We start from the raw sequence: 20,218 nt of genomic DNA, 5'->3' as shown, positions 1-20,218 counted from the left end.
AAATGCAACAGTATATAAACACTAAGAAAAGGATTTTTTTTACAGGAGGGGGCACAGGAGGACATGTTTTTCCAGGAATAGCAATAATTTCCAAATTAAAAGAATATGATACAAATATTGAATTTTTTTGGCTTGGAAAAAAAAATTCAATAGAAGAAAAACTTATTCAAGAATACGAATATATCAAATTTATTGCAATTCCGTCAGGGAAATTCAGAAGATATTTTTCTCTACAAAATTTCACTGATTTTTTCAAAGTAATATTTGGAATAATAAAAAGCTTTCTCATCATACAAAAATATAAACCAAAAATCATATATGCAACTGGTGGTTTTGTATCAAGCCCTCCTATTATTGCAGCAAGTTTCCTTGGAGTAAAAAGTATAACTCACGAAATGGATCTTGATCCTGGACTTGCAACAAAAATTAACTCAAAATTTGCACACAAAATACATATAAGTTTTCAAGAAAGCACAAAATATTTTAAAAATAAAAACGTCTTATATACAGGATCACCAATAAGAAAAGAATTTTTAAATCCAAAATCAGATATAATCAAAAATTTGACTCAAAATACACAAAAACCCATAATTAGCATAATTGGGGGTTCCCTTGGAGCAGAAATTTTAAATAAATTAGTTATAAATATAAAAAACAAAATTGATGTCTATTTTATTCACCAATGTGGCAAAAATTTAGATCCAACTAGAGAAGACAATTATCTAAGAAAACAATTTTTTAATGCAGAAGAAATGGCAAGTATAATAAAATTTTCAGATATAATAATAAGCAGAGCTGGAGCTGGAGCCATTAAAGAATTTGCAAATGCCGGTGCATGCGCAATACTTGTTCCATTTATAAAGGGCTCACGAGGAGATCAAGTTAAAAATGCAAATTTATTAAAAAACCAAAATGCATGTTTAAAAATAGATGAAGATGACCTAAATGAAATTAAAATCATAAACTTGATAAAAGAAATTTTAAATAATAAAGAAAAATTTAATATAATAAAACAGAATATAAAAAAATTTCACAATCAAGATTCATCAAGTATAATATCCAATCTATTATTAAAGGAATTTGAGGACATCAATGCTAAACAATCCTTTTAAAATAACAGGCGTAGTTGACATATTAATAATAATAATTTTTACATCATTAGGCCTCAGAGGGTTTTTACGAGGTTTTATTAAAGAAATTACTGGATTTGTCGAAATTTTTACTTTAATATTTTTAATTTACAATAAAACTAATGATTTCAAGATATTAATATCGCCAATCCTTGATTTGTCATATGTTCAAGCACTATTAGTATTTTTTCTAGTAATACACATAGGATTCTTAATTTTACAAGCATTAATTGAATCAATAATAAGTCATCTTAAATTACTATTTTTCAATAGAATACTTGGTCTTGTACTTGGCTTACTTGAAGCTTTTGGAATAATAGCAATTGTAGTATATATAATTCATGCTCAACAAATATTTAATCCTAACTATTTCTTAGAAGGAAGTAACTTTCTTGAATATCTCAATCCTGGAATAAATTACCTATTTAAAATATCAAAAACATAGCAAAGAGAAGTAAAAATATGAAAATATTACCTGAAATAGCTAAAACAATAATTAATGAATATAAAAAAGAAAATTTAGCAAATGCAATGCTTTTTTGGGGAGAAAGATTTTCTTTTAAAAAGACAACTGCAATTGCACTAGCAAAAGAAATTCTAAATACAAAAAATTTAACAAATCCTAATTTAATTATTCTCTCAGATCTTAATGTAGTGGAAGCAAAAGCTTATCTCAGCTCAACATCAAACGAAGTTATAAATCGATATCTAGAATATGTTAAAAATATTATCTTTGCAAAATACAACTTTAGTAGTGACAAAAATTTAAAAAAAATAGAAACAAATATCAATTTTATTAATGATGTCTACTATAACAATCAATACAATGACACAACAAAAAAAGAACTTATTAATAAAATTGAAGAAATAATTAAAGAGATAAATTTTAACATTACAATTAAGGATGTTAGAAAAATTAAATACTGGGTACTATCTGAAAAAAACAAGATAAAAGTAATTTACATTAATACAATTGAAAACCTTAATTTTAATGTCTATAATGCATTATTAAAAATACTAGAAGAACCACCTTCAAATATCTATTTCATTTTAACCACAAGAAATAAAAATAAAATTCCAAAAACAATTTTATCAAGACTTAGAATATACAAATTCAACAAAGAAAACAGAGAATTTGAAATTAGTCTATTTCAGGAAACTTTTAAAAAAAATGATAAACTTACAATAGAAGAATATTTTAAATCATTTAATAGCGAAGAACATACCAAATTAAAAGAAGAAGTCAAAAAAATTTTAAATGTCATACAAGAAAAGCAAAGTATATTTAATCTAAGTTCAACTAATTTCATAAAAGACGACAACATATTCAGTCTATTTTTAGAAGAACTTGCAAACCAACTTAGAAATGAATTTTTAAACCAAAATTTAGATATAAACACATACTTACAAAGATTAGAATATCTAAAATATATAATGAAATATAATCCTTACAATCAAAATAAAAAATTAATAATCGAAAATCTAATGTTACATTATGAGGATTAATGAGCAAATTTTTAAAAAAAACATTGACCAAATTAAATAAATTATCAAGTGACCAAAAACTTAAATTCATACAAGATATTTATAAAAAAATAGAAATATATGATGGTATTTTCGCATCTATTAATGAAGGCATTATGGTACTTGATAAAATCAACAACATAATTTATCTAAACAAAATGTTATTTCAAATTCTATCTATAAGCCCCAAATATAAATTAGAAACTCTTAAAGATATTTCAATTCCAACACTAACAAATCTCATAGAAGAACTAGCAACAAATGAAGATAAAATAATAGGATTTGAAGTACAAATTTCAACAAACATATATATCAAAATATCATTTATGCCATATGTAAGAGATCAAAAACTTGAAGGAAATATCATTTTAATTGAAGACATTAAAGATAAAAAACATAAAGAAGAACTCTTTAGAAGAGCTGAAGCTTTAGCTGCATTTACAAGACATGCAAGAAACATAGCACATGAAATTAAAAATCCTCTAGGAGCAATTGATATAAATTTACAACTCCTTAAAAAAGAAATAGATAAACAAAACATCGAAAGTACAAAAACAAATCATTACTTTAAAATAATTAAAGAAGAAATAAATAGAATGGACAAAACAGTAACAGATTTCTTATTAACAGTAAGACCAATAAAAATAATGCCACAAAAAAAAGATATTTCAGATATTATAAAAAGTGTATATAATTTATTAAATCCAGAATTAAAAAATAAAAATATTAAATTTATACTTAGTTTAAAAAAAGTAAGCTTTGTATTAATTGATGAAAAACTTATAAGACAAGTAATTATTAATATAGTAAAAAATGCAGAAGAAGCATTACTTGAATCAAATAAAAAAATAAAAAAAATAGAAATATCTATTCATGAAAATGAAAATAACATTTATGTTTCTATTAAAGATAATGCTAATGGAATAACAAACGAAACAAAAGACGATATATTTAAACCACAATTTAGTACAAAAGAAAATGGAAGTGGTATAGGACTTACCATTTCCTATAAAATAGTGAAAGAACATGGTGGTGAAATTTTTGTAGAAAGTAAAGAAATGAAAGGAACATCTTTTACAATAACACTTCCAAAATTAAATAAAGGCAAAATTTTAATTGAAGGATGTTTAGAAAATGAGTAAATTATTGGTAGCAGATGATGAAAAAAACATACGAGAAGGAATAGCAACTTATCTTGAAGAAGAAGGTTACTTTGTATTTACTGCTAGTGATGGCGAAGAAGCTCTTGAAACAATTCAAAATGAAAAAATCGATGCTATAATATCTGATCTTCGAATGCCTCAAATATCAGGAGAAGAATTATTAAAAATTGTAAAAGATAGAAATCCAAATATACCTTTTATCATTCTTACAGCACACGGCACTGTAGATTCAGCTGTTGATGCTATGCGAGAGGGTGCTTATGACTTTTTAACAAAACCTGTTGACCTTGAAAGACTATTATTAATCATCAAGCGAGCTTTAAAAAAAAGGAATGACAAAACACAACAAAATGTATTACAAAAAAACGTCATTATAAGAAAAAATTTAAGCTATTACGAAGAAATATTTGGAAAATCACTTATAATGCAAAAAATCTTAGAACTTGTAAAGAAAATTGCAAAATCAAAAGCATCTGTTCTAATAACTGGAGAAAGCGGTGTTGGAAAAGAAGTAATAGCAGATGCAATATTTGATTTATCAAATAGAAACGACAAACCTTTTATTAAAGTCAATTGTGCCGCACTATCTGAAAGCATACTTGAGAGTGAACTTTTTGGACATGAAAAAGGAGCATTCACAGGTGCAATTTCCCAAAAAAAAGGCAGATTTGAACTAGCGGATAAAGGAACCATATTTTTAGATGAAATAGTAGAAGTATCACCTGAAGTACAAGTAAAATTATTAAGAGTACTGCAAAATAAAACCTTTGAACGAGTAGGCGGAGAAACTACTATGCAAGTTGACATTAGGTTACTAACAGCAACAAATAAAAATATTGAAGAAGAAATTCAAAAAGGAAAATTTAGAGAAGATTTATTTTATAGACTTAATATAATAAATATAAATATTCCACCATTAAGAGAAAGAAAAGATGACATTCCAAATTTAACAAAAATACTAATTAAAGATGTTGCAAGTGAAAATAATAAAGAAGAAAAAAGTATTTCAAATGATGCACTAAAAGCTCTTTATGCATATGATTGGCCAGGGAATATCAGAGAATTAAAAAATGTACTTGAGAGTGCATTAATCCTATCTAAAGGGAAACAAATTGTTAAAGATGATCTACCCCCTAAAATCAAAAACAACACAAATCAATCATTTAATATAACACTACCAATAGGAATAAGCTTAAAAGAAGCAGAAAAAGAGATCATAAAACAAACACTTCTTCATTCCAAGAATAATAAAAGTAAATGTGCTGAAATACTTAAAATTGGAAGAAAAACTTTACACAATAAAATCACAGAATATAAAATACATTAACTATTAATAAATAATCAATATCAAACAATATAGCCATTATCTGATGGTGTATATTTTTTATACTAAAAAAATTCCAATAGTAACAATAATATATCAAGTCGAAACATATTAAATAAATCTTTTAAATAAAGTGTAGCAAAAAATTACACCCTTATATTTAATTTATCTTAAAATATAACATAATAATAAACACAATTTAATAATACAATTATGTTTACTTTAAAATTGTTACAGGATTAATAGGAGCATCTCTCTTTAATATTTCAAAATGTAAATGAGGCCCTGTAGATCTACCAGTTTGTCCTACTTTACCAATAATATCTCCTGTTCTTAAAATATCCCCCCTTTTGACAACATAAGAATTAAGATGTCCATAAAGAGATTTAACATTATTTTTATGTTCAACAACAACAAAATTACCATAAACATTATTAAACCCAACTAAACCTACAACACCATAAGCCGAACAAAAAACTAAAGTGTTAATCGGCGCTGCAAGATCTATACCTGTATGAAAATTTTTAACACCAGTAAAAGGATCTGGTCTAAATCCAAAATCAGAACTTATGATAAATTTCTTTAAAGGGAAAATAAAATCAGAATTTAAAAAGAAAAGCATCTCTGTAGTTGAAAAAAAACTTAATTTTGGTTGTTCAATCGAATCAAAAAAATAAAACTCATAAATCTTATTATTCCTCTTAATTTTTACTTTCTCTGCTTTTTTTAAATCCCTTGTTGCTAAGAGTAAATTATTAAATCTATATTCCCTACTATTAAAGATAAAAAGACCTTTCTTACTGGGAAATAAAATTTCTTGTCCTACCTTTAAAACAGGAGAATCTAACATGTTAATTGTAGCAATACTAGCCTGCCAACCATTCAATTTATTCGCAATCCTAAAAAAAGTATCACCTTCCTTTACTCGATATAAATAAATAAACAAAGGAACATTTTCTCTTTTATTATATTTAACAATTTTTTTTCTCAGATCATAAAAAACAGGATCTTTATTTGAAAAACTTTTTATCTCAGGATAAGAATATATGTAATTAAATTGTACAACAAAAAATAGAGTTGCAAATAAAAAAATACATTTACTCATAATAGCTAAACCCCAATTAATATAATAAAACTTTAAAAAAAAAAGAAATAATAAATAAACTTGTAAATAAATAAAAACTATATTAAACTAGTCTTAATTATGGAATTAAATGAATATCAAACAAAAGCTAAACAAACTGCAAAATATAAAAATAAAAAAGAAGAACTGATTTTAAGCACACTTGGCCTTGCTGGAGAAACAGGAGAAGTAGTAGAAAAAATAAAAAAATTAGGTCGAGATAGAGAATACGTCCTTGATGAGGAATATTTATTAGCAATAAAGAAAGAACTTGGTGACGTATTGTGGTATATTTCAAATTTAAGTAATAACCTTGGAATAACACTTGAAGATGTTGCAATCACAAATCTAGAAAAGTTAAAAAAAAGACATAAAAACGGTACAATTAGTGGTGAGGGTGATGAGAGATAACAAACATCAATTCTATGTAAATACATAAATTACGATGGGAATTTATATAAAAGGCCTCTTAATTGGTATCGCAAATATAATACCAGGCATTTCAGGAGGCACGATAGCCTTAATCACAGGAATATACTATAACATCATTTATTCGTCGACAAATCTTGTAAAACTAAAAAGAGTAAAAGAAAGCATAACTTTTTTGGGAAAATTATCACTCGGAATATTAACCTCAACAACAATATTTGCAAAAATACTTAAAAAATATATTTTAGACAATGCAACAAAAGAAATGTATTTAAATATATTTTTTATAGGACTAATACTAGGAAGTATATTTACATTAAAAAAAGAGATTAATACAAATTCAACATTTAATATCAATACAAAAATTAATAAATACTTATTATTTATATCTGGCCTTTTAACTATACTATTTCTCTTAATCCTAAAGCATCATAATGTATCACTAAACCTAACAACAAATCAAGATAAAACATCAATTCAATACTATTTATTACTTGCCTGTTCAGGAATAATAGGTGGTTCTGCAATGATATTACCAGGTATCTCAGGCTCACTCATATTATTAAGTCTTGGAACTTACAAAGAAATAATCAACATAATAGCACAAATTAAAATAATACCATGTATCATATTTAGTACTTTTACAATAATAGGCATAGGAATCACAATAATAATAATTAAAAAAACAATAGAAAAATACTTAATTGATTTTCTCTATCTATCTATAGGACTAATTTCAGGAACAATTATACAAATGACATTTCTTACAACCAAACTACAAATAAAACTTAGTCTACAAATTTATGTCTTTTCAATTATCTTATTTATTGGCGGAATTTATATAAACAACCTACTTAACAATAAAAACAATCCTAAAATTTGAAATACCGAAAACCGGACTTGAACCGGTACGGAGCTTCCTCCTCAGGATTTTAAGTCCTGTGTGTCTACCACTTCCACCATTTCGGCATCGGTAGTAATAATATAACAATGCAATAATGATGTCAAGAACTAAGAATTGCAAAACCTATTTAATTAAAATACTTTTTGGCAAGCCGCTCATATAAAAATTATTATACAAATAGCTTAAAACAACATACCTTAAAGAATGAATAGAAATTTGTGCTACAAAATTAGAATAAACCTTAGAACTAATGGCATTAATGATATAAAAAGGATTAATAGAATTATAAATTAAATTAAAAAAACCATTCTTAATAATCATATCTAACAAGATAAGTTCACTCTTATCTAAAATAAAAAGCAAATTTTCATACCTATAACTTAAATATTTAAGTTGCTCATTAACAAGATCAATATCCAAATTATTAGCTATTTTCTCATCAAAATTAAAAATAACAATCCCATAATGCCGATCTTTAAACACAAAATCAACAACCACACCCAATCTACATGCATAAAATCCCTCTATTAAATCTAAAATTTGAATTTTAATTTTTTCTTTAGAAAGAATACTTATTGATAAAATATCATTTTGTCCAATAAAATATGCATTTTGAAAATCTCCAAATGCAACTTTATTATTAATAAGATCCAACTCCTCTTTATTCTTTAAATTTTTAACAATCACTAAATCAAAATCAAAAAAAGATAGATTATAAGCAATATCTACTAACGCATTAATTGAAATCAAATTTTTTTGGAAATTAATAACACTAAATTCCAAAATACTAAAATCTCTTTTCGGAAAACTACAAGATAATACCAACAAACTAAGAAATAAATTTCTCAAGTTCAAGTCTAGTAGTAATAATCTGAAAGACAAGCCCATATTTTACTGCTGATTCGCTGTCTAACCAAAAATCCCTATCAGTATCTTTTTCAACTTTATTAAGCTCCTGGCCCGTCTCTTTTGCAATAATATCATTAAGTTCACTCTTAACTTTATTAAGCTCATTTGTATAAATTTCAATATCCGTAGCAACACCTTTAAAACCACTTAATGGTTGGTGCAATAAATATCTTGCATGTGGCAAAGAAAACCTACTCTTTGAATCTGCTGCTAAGAAAATCAAAGCACCAGCACTTGCAACAAGCCCAACTCCAATCGTAAAAACTTTGGGCCTTACAAAACGTATCATATTAAAAATAGCAAAACCAGCATCAATGTCACCACCTTCTGAATCAATATAAACAAATATTGGTTTTGTAGAATCTGATGCTTCTAAAAATAATATTTTTTCTTGAAACAACTTAGAAGTATCTTTATCAATTTCACCTGTAATAACTATTGATCTACTCTTTAATGCAAATTCTAATGATTTTTGTATTTCTGTTTGCACATTCATATCCTTAAAATCCATAAACTTACCTTTTAAACAATTATAATTAAATATATATAATTATAATTAAAAACAAAAGGTTTTTAAATCTCAACACACATAATAAAAATAAATAGTATATTAAAATAAATAATTATTCAAAAAAATCAAATTTAACATAAAGGAAAATTAAATGGAATATGAATTTGCAATTATTGGTGGTGGGATTGCTGGAAGTACTTTAACTTATGAAATACTTCAAAGAAAAAAAAGTGTAATTTTATTTGATGATGGCATTCAAAAAGCAACAACAATAGCAGGAGGAGTTATTAACCCCATTATGGGAAGAAAAATGAATATTGCTTGGAGAGAATCTGAAATTTTTTTCTTTGCAATTCAATATTACAAAGAAATGGAAAAAAATATTCATTGCAATATTTTAAAAGAAATTCCTATTTTTAGACCATTTACCACAAAAACACAAAAAGAAGAATTACTTTCCAAAATAAATAATTATTCAAATATAGAAAAGTTTATTATCGAAATAAAAAATGACAAAATAAACGATTTCTGTAATGACAATGATGGAGGCATACTAATCAAGGGAGCAACAATTAACACAGAACTATACATAAACAATCTCAAAAAATACTTTATTAAATATCAAGCATATACAGAACAAGAAATAAATAATAAAAATCTTAAAATAGATGAAAATTTCTTTACAATAAACAAACTTAAATTTAAAAAACTAATATTTACAAAAGGATATAAAGAAAAAATTGAAGGGCTCTTTTCATATCTTCCATTTAAATTAGCAAAAGGAGAAATGCTTATAGTAGAAATTAAAGGTCTCAATCTAAAAGAAATATACAATAGACATGTATCACTAATACCTCTAGAAAATAGTAAATACTATCTTGGAGGAACTTATGAATGGAACACTTTAGATACAAACACAAATGAATGGGCAAAAAAAGAATTATTAAAAAAACTAGAAAAAATTACAAATCTAAATTATAAAGTAATAAAACATAAAGCACACATAAGACCTGCCACAATTGATAGAGAACCATTTCTTGGAGAACATCCACAATATAAAAATATATTCATCTTAAATGGATTTGGAACAAGAGGAATATCAATGGCACCATATTTATCTAAAAAAATCTTAGATTATATTGAAAACAAATCTAATTTACCAACTTATTACGATATTAAAAGATATGAAAACTTATATAATCATTCAAATAAAAAAGGTACTATCAAATAACCAATTAATTCGTATTAGAACTTTTATTAAAATAAATAATTTCTATTTGAAACATTTCTAAATTATCAAAAAAAATAATATAATGTTTGCAGTGTGTGCAAAATAAAACATAATAGTAAAAATAAAATATATCTATCTTTTATAAAATCAAATACTCAATATGTAATATCAAGGAGTATCTACTATTAAATTAAAAAATCATTTAAAAAAAATGCAAAATACCAATATAATCATGCACATTTTAAAAGCCAATTTTAACATGTATATCCATAATTTACTAAACAAAAAGAATTGGGAGATTATTTTTGAATTTTAATATTAATATTCTTGGCACAGGAGGCACAAGACCATTACACAACAGATATTTAACATCTGTTTTAATTGAATACCACGGAGAAAGTATTCTTTTTGACTGTGGAGAAGCTACACAAATGTCTCTTAGGAAACAAAAAATATCATGGCAAAAAATTAAAATGATTTGTATCACACATTTACACGCCGATCATATCACAGGACTACTTGGAATAGTAATGTTAATGGCACAAAGTGGTGATACAAGAAAAGAACCTTTAACCATTATTGGCCCTATAGGTATCAAAAAATATTTAGAAACAAATATTGAACTCTTAAGAGTACATAAAAATTATCAAATAATATATAAAGAAATAATAATTAATAAGACAGAACCTGTACTATATGAAGATAAAAGAAAAAGAATTGAATATATAAAACTTAAACATTCAATAGATTGTATTGGATATTTATTTATAGAAAAAGATAAACCTGGTAAATTTGACATACAAAAAGCAGAAAGCCTAAATATACCAAAAGGACCTATTAGAAAAAAACTACAAGAAGGATATGAAGTAATGCTGAATGGAAGAAAAATAGTTCCTTCTGAAATATTAGGAGAAACAAAAAAAGGACTCAAATTTGCATATATTACAGATACGGCTTACTTTGAAGAATTAAGCACATATATTCAAAATTTCAATTTAGTAATTATTGAGAGTACATTTAAAGATGACTTAAAAGAAGAAGCTAAAAAAAAATTACATCTAACAGCAAAATTAGCAGCACAAATTACAAAAAAAGCAAAAGTATATCAAACTGGACTTATACATTTTAGTGAAAGATATACTTTAAATAAAGACCTATACGAATTATTAAATGAAGCACAACAAGAATATCCAAATGGAAACATATTCTTAGCAAAAGATGGTATGAAACTTAAAGCAAATAAAGATAAATTTATTATAAAATAATAATATCTAAGGAGATAACAAATGATCAATGTAAACAACATTACTAAAACATATGGTTCATTTACAGCTCTCTTAAATGTTAGCTTCAAAGTTAACGAAGGAGAAGTGCTTGGAATACTTGGCCCAAATGGAGCAGGAAAATCCACATTAATCAAAATTTTAACATCATTTCATTATCCAACTAAAGGCAATGTAAAAATCTTTGGAAAAGATATAACAAAAAATCCAAAAGAAATATTGCAAAATATAGGCTACATACCTGAAAAATTAGCTCTCTATCCTGAATTATCCGTTAAAGAATATTTAAACTTTATATCCGAAATTAAAGGTGTTACAAATCACAATAAAGAAATAGATAGAGTAATAAGCATTTTCAAACTTGAAAGTGTCAAAAATAAACTAATATCCACATTATCAAAAGGATTTAAACAAAGAGTAGGAATAGCTGGTGCTTTAATTAATAATCCCAAACTTGTAATACTAGATGAACCTACAAACGGACTTGACCCAAACCAAATTATCGAATTTAAAGACTTTTTAAAAGAACTTGCAAAAACCAGTACAATACTATTTTCATCTCACATTCTAAGTGAAGTTGAGTCAATATGCAAAAGAATCGTCATTATTAATAATGGACAAATTATTGCCGATGACACTAAAGCAAATATAGCCAAAAACAGACTTCAAGAATCTGAAATAGAGCTTATTATTTACAAAGATTCTGAAACAATCAAAGAACATTTCAATAACAATGATATATTTACATCAATTAAAATAGAAGAATTTGAAAAAGAAACCAATGTTTCATTAAAACTCAAACCCAATAAAACTGAAAGAGAACTTTTTAATTATATTACAAGTAAAGGAATAATACTTAAAGCAATGATTCCAAAACATGAAAGTCTAGAAAAAATATTTAGCAAATTAACAAAGGAGAGAAAAGAATGAAAATAGATCTAAGACAATCCTTAATTTTGTCAAAAAAAGAATTAAAAGTTTTATTTGGAACGCCAACTGCATATGTTGTAATATTATTTTTCTTAATATTTGTAAACTTTTCTTTTATTTTCTTATCAGGATTTTTTATCAAAGACAACGCATCATTAATGTCTTATTTCTCATCAATGCCTATAATTTTAATGTTGGTTCTCCCAGCTCTAAGTATGGGAGTATTCTCAGAAGAATACAAAACGGGAAGTATTGAATTACTATATGCACTACCAATAAATCCACAAGAAATAGTACTTGGCAAATTTATTACACTTAAAATATTTACACTAATACTCTTTGCTCTTACATTGCCACTAACATTAATGACAATCTTCATGGGTGAATTTGATCTTGGTATAATATTCCTTCAATATCTAGGAATAATTCTTTATTCTTACTCAGTGCTCAGCATAGGAGTTTTTATATCTTCCATTACCAAAAGTCAAATAGTGTCTTACATATTAAGCGTTTTTGTTTTGATCATAATAGTATTTTCAGGAAAGTTAGTAATGATATTTGGAAAAGACAATATATTTGGACAAATACTAAATTTTATCTCAATTAGTAATCATTTTGGTTACTTTAACATGGGAATATTAAACTTATCAGATTTAATTTACTTCAGCACGTTTACAATTACATTTTTAATACTAAGCGCATATAGCATAAGATTAAAAAAATGGAGATAGTTATTTTATGAAAAACAAACATCAAGAGATTCTAAATTTAACCTTAAACCTTATAATAATATTGCTAATCTTTTGTAATATATCTGTTTTTACTTTCAAAATAGATCTTACTAAAAACAAAGCTTTTACGATTTCTCAAGTTACAAAAGATTTATTTTCAAATGCGAATGAAAAAATATATATTACTTATTATAATTCTGCAAGCCTTGGCAATTATTTTGCATTCCCGGAACAAATAAAAAATTTTTTAACAAGTTTTTCTGACGCTTCAAGAGGAAAAGTGATTTATAAAGATATAGATGCTGATAAAATAGCAACTCCATTAGAACAAATTGGAATTCCATCACAACAAATAGATTTAAGAGAAATTAATCAGCTCTCAATACTAAAAATATATTCAGGAATTGAAATCACATATGAAGGCAAACGTGAAGTACTTCCAATAGTAACAGAAATTAGCAATTTAGAATATGATCTTGCAAGCAGTCTGGACAAATTAATAAATAATACACAAAAAATATTAGGACTCGTATTTGGAGATACAAATTTAAAAGCAACACATAAAAACTTTATAGAAATAATGCAAAAAGTTTTTAAAACAGAAGTTAAAGAAATAAATATAGAAAACGAACAATTACAAGACATCAATGGATTATTTATTATTGGCTCTAAAGACATAAATGAAAACACATTAAAAAAAATTGATGAGTTTATCGTCAATAATGGAAGAATATTAATAACTACAAGTAAAATTGATTATAATCCTCAAAACCCATATACAACAACTTCTACTCAATCTCCAATATTTAACCTAATTGAAAGTTATGGTATTAAATATAACGAAAATATTATACTTGACAAGAGATCACCAAGTCTTTTCTTAGGAGGCAATTTCCAAACTTATTACCCATGGATCTTGATTAATAAAAATAATATCATAGATTCTAATAATCCTTTACTTAAAAATTTTTACGATGCTATCATTCCTTGGAGTAATTCACTAAATCTTATAGAAACAAAAGAAAATAATGATGACATAAAATATTCACCCTTATTTACAAGTTCTAAAGAATCTTGGCAAGTCAACAACGAAGAAGTTGCAAACATAGCCATGTATTCATTTAATATACCTAAAACATTTGATAAAGAAAATCAACAAATTCTTGGATATTCAGTTGAAGGAAAAATTAAAAGTCTATATAAAGACATAAAATCTGCAAATTCAAAAATAGTGTTACTAGGTTCAAACATGATCTTTAGCGATTACATGTATAATGGTTCACCCTCTAATTTTGAATTTGCTGGACGAATTTCAGACTATTTAATGCAAAAAGAAGCTTTTTTTAACATTAAATCAAGAGAAGTACGCTCAAAACTAAAATTTATAAATTCTTCAAAAGAAATGTTAAACGCAAAATTTTCATTAATAGTCATAAATTTGGTTATACTACCTATAGCAATAATAATATTTGGACTTATTAGATTTACAAAAAAACGAAAAATCAACTAATGAAGGAGAACTTATGAATAATAAATACACATTGCTAGGAATTAAAGAGAACATAAAAATAGTAATAATCATAATATTAATATCCACATTTTTGTTAGGAATAATCTTCTCAAAGCAAAACCAAGTTACAAGACTTTTAGAAGAAAAATTATTTACAATTGACTTTAAAAAAACTGCAAAAATTGAAACAGCTCTTGAAGGAACAATTATAAAAGCAGGAACAGGTTGGGAACTTAAATACAACGATATCAAACTTCCAATTGATGAACAAAGGGTTAATTCTATGATTCAAAATCTAGAAAAACTCGAAAAAAATAAACTTGTAAGCAGAAATCCAAAAAAACATAAAGAACTGGGAATCAACGAAAATCCTGCTTTTAAATTTTTTGACGAACAAAATAATCTGCTAACAGAAATATTTATTGGAAATCCAGGAGAAGGAGATTCACGATTATCTTATATCAAGGGAAGTGACGAGAATGTATATCTAACAAATAACATCTTCCTATCTTACAAAGGCAACTCTTACAACACATTTGCCGATACCAAACTCTTTAATGAAAACAATGCAAAAATAGAAAGTTTGTCCTTTAAAATAGCAAATAAATCAAAAAAATCTGAAGAAAATTCAATACAAAATGATTATAGAGTATATATTAAAGACGGCCTTTACTTTATCAATCAAAAAGTATTAAAACAAGAAAAACTTTTACAAATAATTCAAGAATTCACAACAGATGGCCTTGAGATAGATCAAAATAAAATTAATGATTATAACCTACAATATAACATTGAAATACAATGGGACAATAAAAGTATCAGTAACATTGATGTTTATATTAACAAAGATGAAAAAAACAAAGATATCTTAATGAAAAGAGACAATGATGTATATTATTATACTACCAATAGATGGTCATTCTTTGATGTATTTAATTTAGAAAAAAAAATAGAACAAAAAGATAAAGAATCTACTGAAGATCATCTAGAACACAATGATCACAATTAATATCTCGATATAGTCGATATAAAATAAAGACAGAAAAACAAAAATATAAAAAGGACATTACAAAAAAATAAGAATATAAAATATAAAGTATCCTGCTCTTGGGTAGGATATTATAATATACAACTAAACTTATAAAATCATCACTCAATTCAAAGTTAACTTTAACTTTTTTAATAAAAATACTATTTATTAAAAAAGTTGGTTCTAATTTATCGGATAATCTATAAATTGAATCATCTTTTGATTTATAAACTAACATACCATTAACCGATGATAATAAATAATAAGAATTCACTAAATCATTATCAAACAAAGTGTTAGAAAAATAATTTTCCAAATCTAAATCTTTAAAAAAATTCATATTATATGATTTCACATCATTAATTAAATCATCAAAATCAAAATCAATTTGATTTAAAAATTTATTAATAAAGTAAAAAAAAGTTAAAAACAAAAATAAAATTGAAGTTATAAAAAACAAAAAATAGTATCTAATTAAATAGATAATCCTACTCTCTTTCTAGTAAACGCTTAATCTTTTGTAAAATCTCATATTCTTTTTTAATTTTAAAATTATTACCCTTAGGATTAAAAGAAAGTTCATTTTCTAAATTATCAATAAACTTAACTAACAACGCACGTTCTTCATCACTTAAATTAATCTGACTTAAATAATCATTATCATTAAACTTATTTATTATAGCCTCAACATCAGTAAAACTAAAATTACAAGAATTATAACCATCCCCGGTAGTCTCTTGTTCTTTTAAAAAAGATGCATTTAATTTTTCATCCTGTCCCACTTTTTCTTCTAAATCACCTGCATCATCGTAAAGATTTTTCTCTTCAAAATCTTTAATACAATTTTGTAAATCCACATAATTTAAATCCGCCTTTAACACATCTTCAAAATTATCAAATTTTTTCAAATTAGAAGAAACAACATTACTATTTTTATGCCCTACTGTTAAAGTAGAATCATGATCACTTTCTTGTAGCTTGCCATCATTAATCATGTCTAAGCTATTAACCTTATGATCAGTAATATCAACTAAACCATCTAATTCTTTATTACCTTCCTGAACTTCCACATCATTTGCATCTTGCAAATTTTGATCTAAAGACATAGCTTCATTTAAATTGGAATTTAAAGAATGCTGTTCATATTTACCCAAATTATCCTGCTCAAAAGATGCAATATCACTCTCTATATTTTTCATATCTGAAGTAACTTCATTTACACTGGAATTATCAATATAATCATTCTCGCTCTTCAACTCAACATTAGTAGGATTCTCATCAGTAAAAGAACTAGTCAAAATCTTATTATATTCATCCAAACTTGCAGCAGAAGCCTGATCACTACCATCCTCATGAACAATATTATCCATCTTTAAAGAAGAAGATTCTTCTAATAAATCAATATTCTCAGACATTGCCAAATTAGATTTTAAGGATTCATTTTTTTCTGTTTCTGACAATTTATCTTGAACACCATATATATCATTATTGTATAAAGATAAATTATTATCGATATCTAAACTCTTACGATCATCCATCAAAATTTCTTTGGGTTCAGAATCATCCTCTACAGCATTACCATTATTACCATTATCAAAATTCTTCTTATTATCACTCGAAATTTCATTAAGCCCTTCAAGTAAAGCATCTAATTCTTCCTGAGCAAGCGAAACATTTGGCAAATTATTCTCTCGTTTTAGCACTTCACTAAATTCATTATCTCTAACAATAATGTCATCATGAGATTTCATAAAACCCATTGATTTTAAGCTAGAGTGATCAGAATTTTCAAGAAAATCCAAACTACGATCAAGTATTGTATTTTCAACTCTAGAAATACGTCCCTCAACCTTTTTTAAATAATCAACCAACTCACCATGCCTTTGCTTTAAAGAAGAATCAAGTTTTAATAACTTTTCGTCCAATAGAACTTTAATATCATCAGAACGTATAGAAACAACTTGTGCATTAACTGAGTGCTGTAAAAACACACTATCCATATCAAAATCAACTTTTTTAGGGCCTTCTTTAATAAAGAAAGAATTCTTATGACTTATCATATTAAAAATTTTTCTCCAAATTTAGTTAAACAAAGACAACATACTCATACTTTACAAGTATACAATTACAATATAACATGCTATAGAACATATTATATTGTAATTATGTACTTGTAAATATAATATATTAAAGATATAATTACAATATAATATGTTCCTAATACAAAAAATTATGTTTTCTGTTTACGTAGGTGTAATAAGTTATTTCATAATAGCACCAATTTTTGGAGAAACAGGAATTATTAACTATAAAAAATTAAACAATAATCTCATTATGATGAAAAAGCATATAGAAAACTTAAAAATGATACAAAAAAATTTAAAAACAAAATATATTAATTTACAAATATCGAAACCAGCTATCTTAAGAGAAGCAAGCAAACTAGGTTATTATCCTCAAAATTCAATTATCATAAAAAATTCTGATGAAGATGAAAATTATTATCAAGGCAATATATTAAACATAAAACAAACATCAAACAATACAAACATAGACAAAAATTTTTACTTAATATCAATAGTACTTTCACTGATATTTTATTTTTTACTCAGTTATTTTGAAAAAATAAAAATTCTTCACCAAGGGAGGTAACTACAGCTATATTTATCATAAAAAATGTACTATATATGGCGATTAATGTCATTATATCAACATTTTTTTGTATATCAATATTAAATGCATTTTCAAATAATCGTCCAAATATTCCATTCATAAAAACAAATATATTTAAAGACTATTTGGAATATATTGGATTAATTAAAAGCATTGAAAGCTACAAGTTAATATATGATTTTGATCCAAATGCTCCATTAAGTAAAGATTATTTTGCCAAACACATCTCAGGATCTCTATACATAGTCTACAAAACTCAATATCAAGGAATAATCTGGAACACTACCTATAACACTCCTCTTATAAAAGGCAAATCACCAATAAGTGTCATTTTTAGTAAAATAAAAAACACATTAACAATATCAATTCCAGGTTTAATATTATCTTACTTAATAGCCATTTTTTTTATTATTATATGGACATTTTTTGTAAAAAATAAAATTTTAAATAATATTTTAGAATATATAATGCTATTTTTACATTCACTACCAAGAAACTTAATCATAATGTTAGTAATTACTATACTTTACTACCTCAACATAAATCAAAAAAACCTGATAATAGGTGGATTTGCATGGTTTTTTTCATTTTTCATATTTAACGCTGTAATTTTTAAACAATCCCTAACAAAAAATTTATCTGAACCTTATATAATAAGTGCAAAATCAAGGGGTATCAAAAATTTTTCAATAATAACATTTCACTCATTAATTCCCTCTTTAACTTCATTAATCACTCAACTCCGATCCACTCTTACAACATCATTCTTTGGTTCCTCTTTTATTGAGATAACATTTGGAATTGATGGGATTGGGGCTTTAACAATTAATGCAATGAAAAATAACGATTATATAGTTTATAGAGACTTACTATTTGTTGGAGTATTAATTATGTTAATAACAAATTTAATAACAGATATACTAACATACAATATGAATCCTTATAAGGATATATTAGAATAATGAATAAATTTAAAAGATCATATATTTTATTATTGAGTATTTTCATTTTATTTCTAATAATAATTCCCAATTTAATAAATGAAAATTCAAAATTTGCAATATATAAAAAAGACCCAAATAAAATATACATTAAGCAAACAAACAAATTGCCGCAAACACCAACAAATACAAATCCTTTAGGAATTGATAAAATGGGTAGAGATATATTATCAAGATTAATATTAGCAACTAGAAATTCTATTTTACTTGCATTTAGTTATGCAGCAATTTCTGCAATAATTGGAATTTTTATAGGAATAATAATCGGTAATTTCAAATTCAAAACTTGTTTGATAATTTCAAAATTAATAGAATCATTACAAACAATACCATTTTTCTATGTATTAATGTTAATTCTTTATTATTTTTCAAAACAAAAAAACTACAACATACTAGAGGTATCATTTATACTAGCAATAGTACACGGATGGATCAAATTTTCATTCATCACAAGAAATAACACACTACTAATTAAAAACCTTGATTATATAAAAACAAGCAAAATGATGGGTGCAAGCCAATATAGAATAATAATGTATCACATATTTCCCGAAATTTTTTCATCAATTTCATCAATCATTCCCCTACAAATCTCAAAAAGCCTAACAACTTTTGAAGTAGTAAACTTTTTACAACAACAAGACAAAAGCTATTATCCAAGTCTTGGAGAACTTTTAAGATATATAGAAATGGGAAAAGAATATTTTTGGATATGGATAAATCCCCTAATAATATTATTAATAATAAACATTATCTTAACATCAATAAATCTCAAACTAAAAAAACACACAAAATTTTTCATATCATCATAA

20 protein-coding genes and 1 tRNA gene are annotated in these 20,218 nt (G+C 25.3%); 16 read left to right on the top strand and 5 right to left on the bottom strand.

Going from position 1 to position 20,218, the window contains the following annotated elements:
* Positions 1–14: 14 nt before the first annotated feature.
* From murG to BDU_RS03825, 5 genes are read left to right on the top strand one after another with little or no spacing between them, the layout of a single operon-like run.
* Positions 15–1,112 (top strand): undecaprenyldiphospho-muramoylpentapeptide beta-N-acetylglucosaminyltransferase, encoded by a 1,098-nt coding sequence (gene murG / locus BDU_RS03845; RefSeq protein ID WP_041177795.1) that lies wholly within the window; start codon positions 15–17, stop codon positions 1,110–1,112.
* Positions 1,093–1,575 carry a CvpA family protein gene (locus tag BDU_RS03840; protein ID WP_041177750.1) on the top strand — a complete coding sequence of 161 codons (483 nt, stop codon included), beginning with the start codon at positions 1,093–1,095 and terminating at the stop codon, positions 1,573–1,575. Before murG ends, BDU_RS03840 begins: the two co-directional genes overlap by 20 nt.
* Positions 1,576–1,592: 17 nt before the next feature.
* Positions 1,593–2,636 carry a hypothetical protein gene (locus BDU_RS03835; RefSeq protein ID WP_012538501.1) on the top strand — a complete coding sequence of 348 codons (1,044 nt, stop codon included), beginning with the start codon at positions 1,593–1,595 and terminating at the stop codon, positions 2,634–2,636.
* Positions 2,636–3,796, top strand: coding sequence for a two-component system sensor histidine kinase NtrB (locus BDU_RS03830; RefSeq protein WP_012538500.1), 1,161 nt, complete (start codon positions 2,636–2,638; stop codon positions 3,794–3,796). The genes BDU_RS03835 and BDU_RS03830 overlap by 1 nt, the downstream gene beginning before the upstream one ends.
* On the top strand, positions 3,789–5,144 hold the full coding sequence (locus tag BDU_RS03825) for a sigma-54-dependent transcriptional regulator (RefSeq protein ID WP_012538499.1): 1,356 nt from the start codon (positions 3,789–3,791) through the stop codon (positions 5,142–5,144). Before BDU_RS03830 ends, BDU_RS03825 begins: the two co-directional genes overlap by 8 nt.
* A gap of 214 nt (positions 5,145–5,358) precedes the next feature.
* On the opposite strand, the gene BDU_RS03820 is transcribed toward BDU_RS03825, so the two are convergent.
* Positions 5,359–6,246 carry a LysM peptidoglycan-binding domain-containing M23 family metallopeptidase gene (locus tag BDU_RS03820; protein WP_012538498.1) on the bottom strand — a complete coding sequence of 296 codons (888 nt, stop codon included), beginning with the start codon at positions 6,244–6,246 and terminating at the stop codon, positions 5,359–5,361.
* Positions 6,247–6,345: 99 nt separating this feature from the next.
* Here BDU_RS03820 and BDU_RS03815 point away from each other — a divergent pair, with 99 nt between their 5' ends.
* Positions 6,346–6,675 carry a nucleoside triphosphate pyrophosphohydrolase family protein gene (locus BDU_RS03815; RefSeq protein ID WP_012538497.1) on the top strand — a complete coding sequence of 110 codons (330 nt, stop codon included), beginning with the start codon at positions 6,346–6,348 and terminating at the stop codon, positions 6,673–6,675.
* Between the two features lie 34 nt (positions 6,676–6,709).
* The gene (locus tag BDU_RS03810) at positions 6,710–7,576 is read left to right on the top strand and encodes an undecaprenyl phosphate translocase family protein (RefSeq protein ID WP_012538496.1); all 867 of its coding nucleotides are present in this window, start codon (positions 6,710–6,712) and stop codon (positions 7,574–7,576) included.
* Positions 7,577–7,578: 2 nt separating this feature from the next.
* Here the strand turns inward: BDU_RS03810 and BDU_RS03805 are convergent.
* The 3 genes from BDU_RS03805 to BDU_RS03795 form a co-directional block, all read right to left on the bottom strand.
* Positions 7,579–7,662, bottom strand: a tRNA-Leu gene (locus BDU_RS03805).
* Between the two features lie 58 nt (positions 7,663–7,720).
* The gene (locus BDU_RS03800) at positions 7,721–8,452 is read right to left on the bottom strand and encodes a hypothetical protein (protein ID WP_318250782.1); all 732 of its coding nucleotides are present in this window, start codon (positions 8,450–8,452) and stop codon (positions 7,721–7,723) included.
* Complete coding sequence (locus BDU_RS03795; protein ID WP_012538494.1) at positions 8,427–9,017, bottom strand: ATP-dependent Clp protease proteolytic subunit; 591 nt, start codon at positions 9,015–9,017, stop codon at positions 8,427–8,429. Before BDU_RS03795 ends, BDU_RS03800 begins: the two co-directional genes overlap by 26 nt.
* Positions 9,018–9,168: 151 nt before the next feature.
* Here BDU_RS03795 and BDU_RS03790 point away from each other — a divergent pair, with 151 nt between their 5' ends.
* The 6 genes from BDU_RS03790 (at position 9,169) to BDU_RS03765 (ending at position 15,711) form a co-directional block, all read left to right on the top strand.
* Positions 9,169–10,248 carry an NAD(P)/FAD-dependent oxidoreductase gene (locus BDU_RS03790; protein ID WP_012538493.1) on the top strand — a complete coding sequence of 360 codons (1,080 nt, stop codon included), beginning with the start codon at positions 9,169–9,171 and terminating at the stop codon, positions 10,246–10,248.
* Between the two features lie 305 nt (positions 10,249–10,553).
* Positions 10,554–11,513: a ribonuclease Z gene (locus BDU_RS03785; protein WP_012538492.1), complete on the top strand. Its 960-nt coding sequence runs from the start codon at positions 10,554–10,556 to the stop codon at positions 11,511–11,513.
* Positions 11,514–11,534: 21 nt separating this feature from the next.
* A complete protein-coding gene (locus BDU_RS03780; protein ID WP_012538491.1) occupies positions 11,535–12,461 on the top strand; it encodes an ABC transporter ATP-binding protein in 927 nt (308 codons plus the stop codon).
* Positions 12,458–13,192, top strand: coding sequence for an ABC transporter permease (locus BDU_RS03775; RefSeq protein ID WP_012538490.1), 735 nt, complete (start codon positions 12,458–12,460; stop codon positions 13,190–13,192). Before BDU_RS03780 ends, BDU_RS03775 begins: the two co-directional genes overlap by 4 nt.
* Positions 13,193–13,199: 7 nt before the next feature.
* Complete coding sequence (locus BDU_RS03770; protein ID WP_012538489.1) at positions 13,200–14,702, top strand: GldG family protein; 1,503 nt, start codon at positions 13,200–13,202, stop codon at positions 14,700–14,702.
* 13 nt (positions 14,703–14,715) lie between these two features.
* On the top strand, positions 14,716–15,711 hold the full coding sequence (locus tag BDU_RS03765; RefSeq protein WP_041177793.1) for a DUF4340 domain-containing protein: 996 nt from the start codon (positions 14,716–14,718) through the stop codon (positions 15,709–15,711).
* 509 nt (positions 15,712–16,220) lie between these two features.
* On the opposite strand, the gene BDU_RS03755 is transcribed toward BDU_RS03765, so the two are convergent.
* Positions 16,221–17,792: a hypothetical protein gene (locus tag BDU_RS03755; protein ID WP_012538487.1), complete on the bottom strand. Its 1,572-nt coding sequence runs from the start codon at positions 17,790–17,792 to the stop codon at positions 16,221–16,223.
* Between the two features lie 172 nt (positions 17,793–17,964).
* On the opposite strand from BDU_RS03755, the gene BDU_RS03750 reads away from it, so the two are divergent.
* Genes BDU_RS03750 through BDU_RS03740 form a run of 3 tightly spaced genes read left to right on the top strand, consistent with a single transcriptional unit; the run spans position 17,965 to position 20,218 of the window.
* Positions 17,965–18,384, top strand: a complete 420-nt coding sequence (locus BDU_RS03750) for a septum formation initiator family protein (RefSeq protein ID WP_232212702.1) — start codon at positions 17,965–17,967, stop codon at positions 18,382–18,384.
* A 35-nt stretch (positions 18,385–18,419) separates the two neighbouring features.
* A complete protein-coding gene (locus BDU_RS03745) occupies positions 18,420–19,367 on the top strand; it encodes an ABC transporter permease subunit (protein ID WP_012538485.1) in 948 nt (315 codons plus the stop codon).
* Positions 19,367–20,218: an ABC transporter permease subunit gene (locus BDU_RS03740; protein WP_012538484.1), complete on the top strand. Its 852-nt coding sequence runs from the start codon at positions 19,367–19,369 to the stop codon at positions 20,216–20,218. Before BDU_RS03745 ends, BDU_RS03740 begins: the two co-directional genes overlap by 1 nt.

This window comes from Borrelia duttonii Ly (genome assembly GCF_000019685.1).
GTDB classification, from domain to species: domain Bacteria; phylum Spirochaetota; class Spirochaetia; order Borreliales; family Borreliaceae; genus Borrelia; species Borrelia duttonii.
Note: the sequence above shows the minus strand (reverse complement) of the source record. Positions and strands in the feature narration are given on the sequence as shown.

Bases quoted from the DNA above. Each gene is read 5' to 3' on its own strand.
- BDU_RS03820 (WP_012538498.1), bottom strand. From the start codon at position 6,246: ATGAGTAAATGTATTTTTTTATTTGCAACTCTATTTTTTGTTGTACAA.
- BDU_RS03750 (WP_232212702.1), top strand. From the start codon at position 17,965: ATGTTTTCTGTTTACGTAGGTGTAATAAGTTATTTCATAATAGCACCA.
- BDU_RS03810 (WP_012538496.1), top strand. From the start codon at position 6,710: ATGGGAATTTATATAAAAGGCCTCTTAATTGGTATCGCAAATATAATA.
- BDU_RS03830 (WP_012538500.1), top strand. From the start codon at position 2,636: ATGAGCAAATTTTTAAAAAAAACATTGACCAAATTAAATAAATTATCA.
- BDU_RS03780 (WP_012538491.1), top strand. From the start codon at position 11,535: ATGATCAATGTAAACAACATTACTAAAACATATGGTTCATTTACAGCT.
- BDU_RS03745 (WP_012538485.1), top strand. From the start codon at position 18,420: ATGGCGATTAATGTCATTATATCAACATTTTTTTGTATATCAATATTA.
- BDU_RS03740 (WP_012538484.1), top strand. From the start codon at position 19,367: ATGAATAAATTTAAAAGATCATATATTTTATTATTGAGTATTTTCATT.
- BDU_RS03825 (WP_012538499.1), top strand. From the start codon at position 3,789: ATGAGTAAATTATTGGTAGCAGATGATGAAAAAAACATACGAGAAGGA.
- BDU_RS03790 (WP_012538493.1), top strand. From the start codon at position 9,169: ATGGAATATGAATTTGCAATTATTGGTGGTGGGATTGCTGGAAGTACT.
- BDU_RS03840 (WP_041177750.1), top strand. From the start codon at position 1,093: ATGCTAAACAATCCTTTTAAAATAACAGGCGTAGTTGACATATTAATA.
- BDU_RS03815 (WP_012538497.1), top strand. From the start codon at position 6,346: ATGGAATTAAATGAATATCAAACAAAAGCTAAACAAACTGCAAAATAT.
- BDU_RS03770 (WP_012538489.1), top strand. From the start codon at position 13,200: ATGAAAAACAAACATCAAGAGATTCTAAATTTAACCTTAAACCTTATA.
- BDU_RS03755 (WP_012538487.1), bottom strand. From the start codon at position 17,792: ATGATAAGTCATAAGAATTCTTTCTTTATTAAAGAAGGCCCTAAAAAA.
- BDU_RS03765 (WP_041177793.1), top strand. From the start codon at position 14,716: ATGAATAATAAATACACATTGCTAGGAATTAAAGAGAACATAAAAATA.
- BDU_RS03795 (WP_012538494.1), bottom strand. From the start codon at position 9,017: ATGGATTTTAAGGATATGAATGTGCAAACAGAAATACAAAAATCATTA.
- BDU_RS03775 (WP_012538490.1), top strand. From the start codon at position 12,458: ATGAAAATAGATCTAAGACAATCCTTAATTTTGTCAAAAAAAGAATTA.
- BDU_RS03835 (WP_012538501.1), top strand. From the start codon at position 1,593: ATGAAAATATTACCTGAAATAGCTAAAACAATAATTAATGAATATAAA.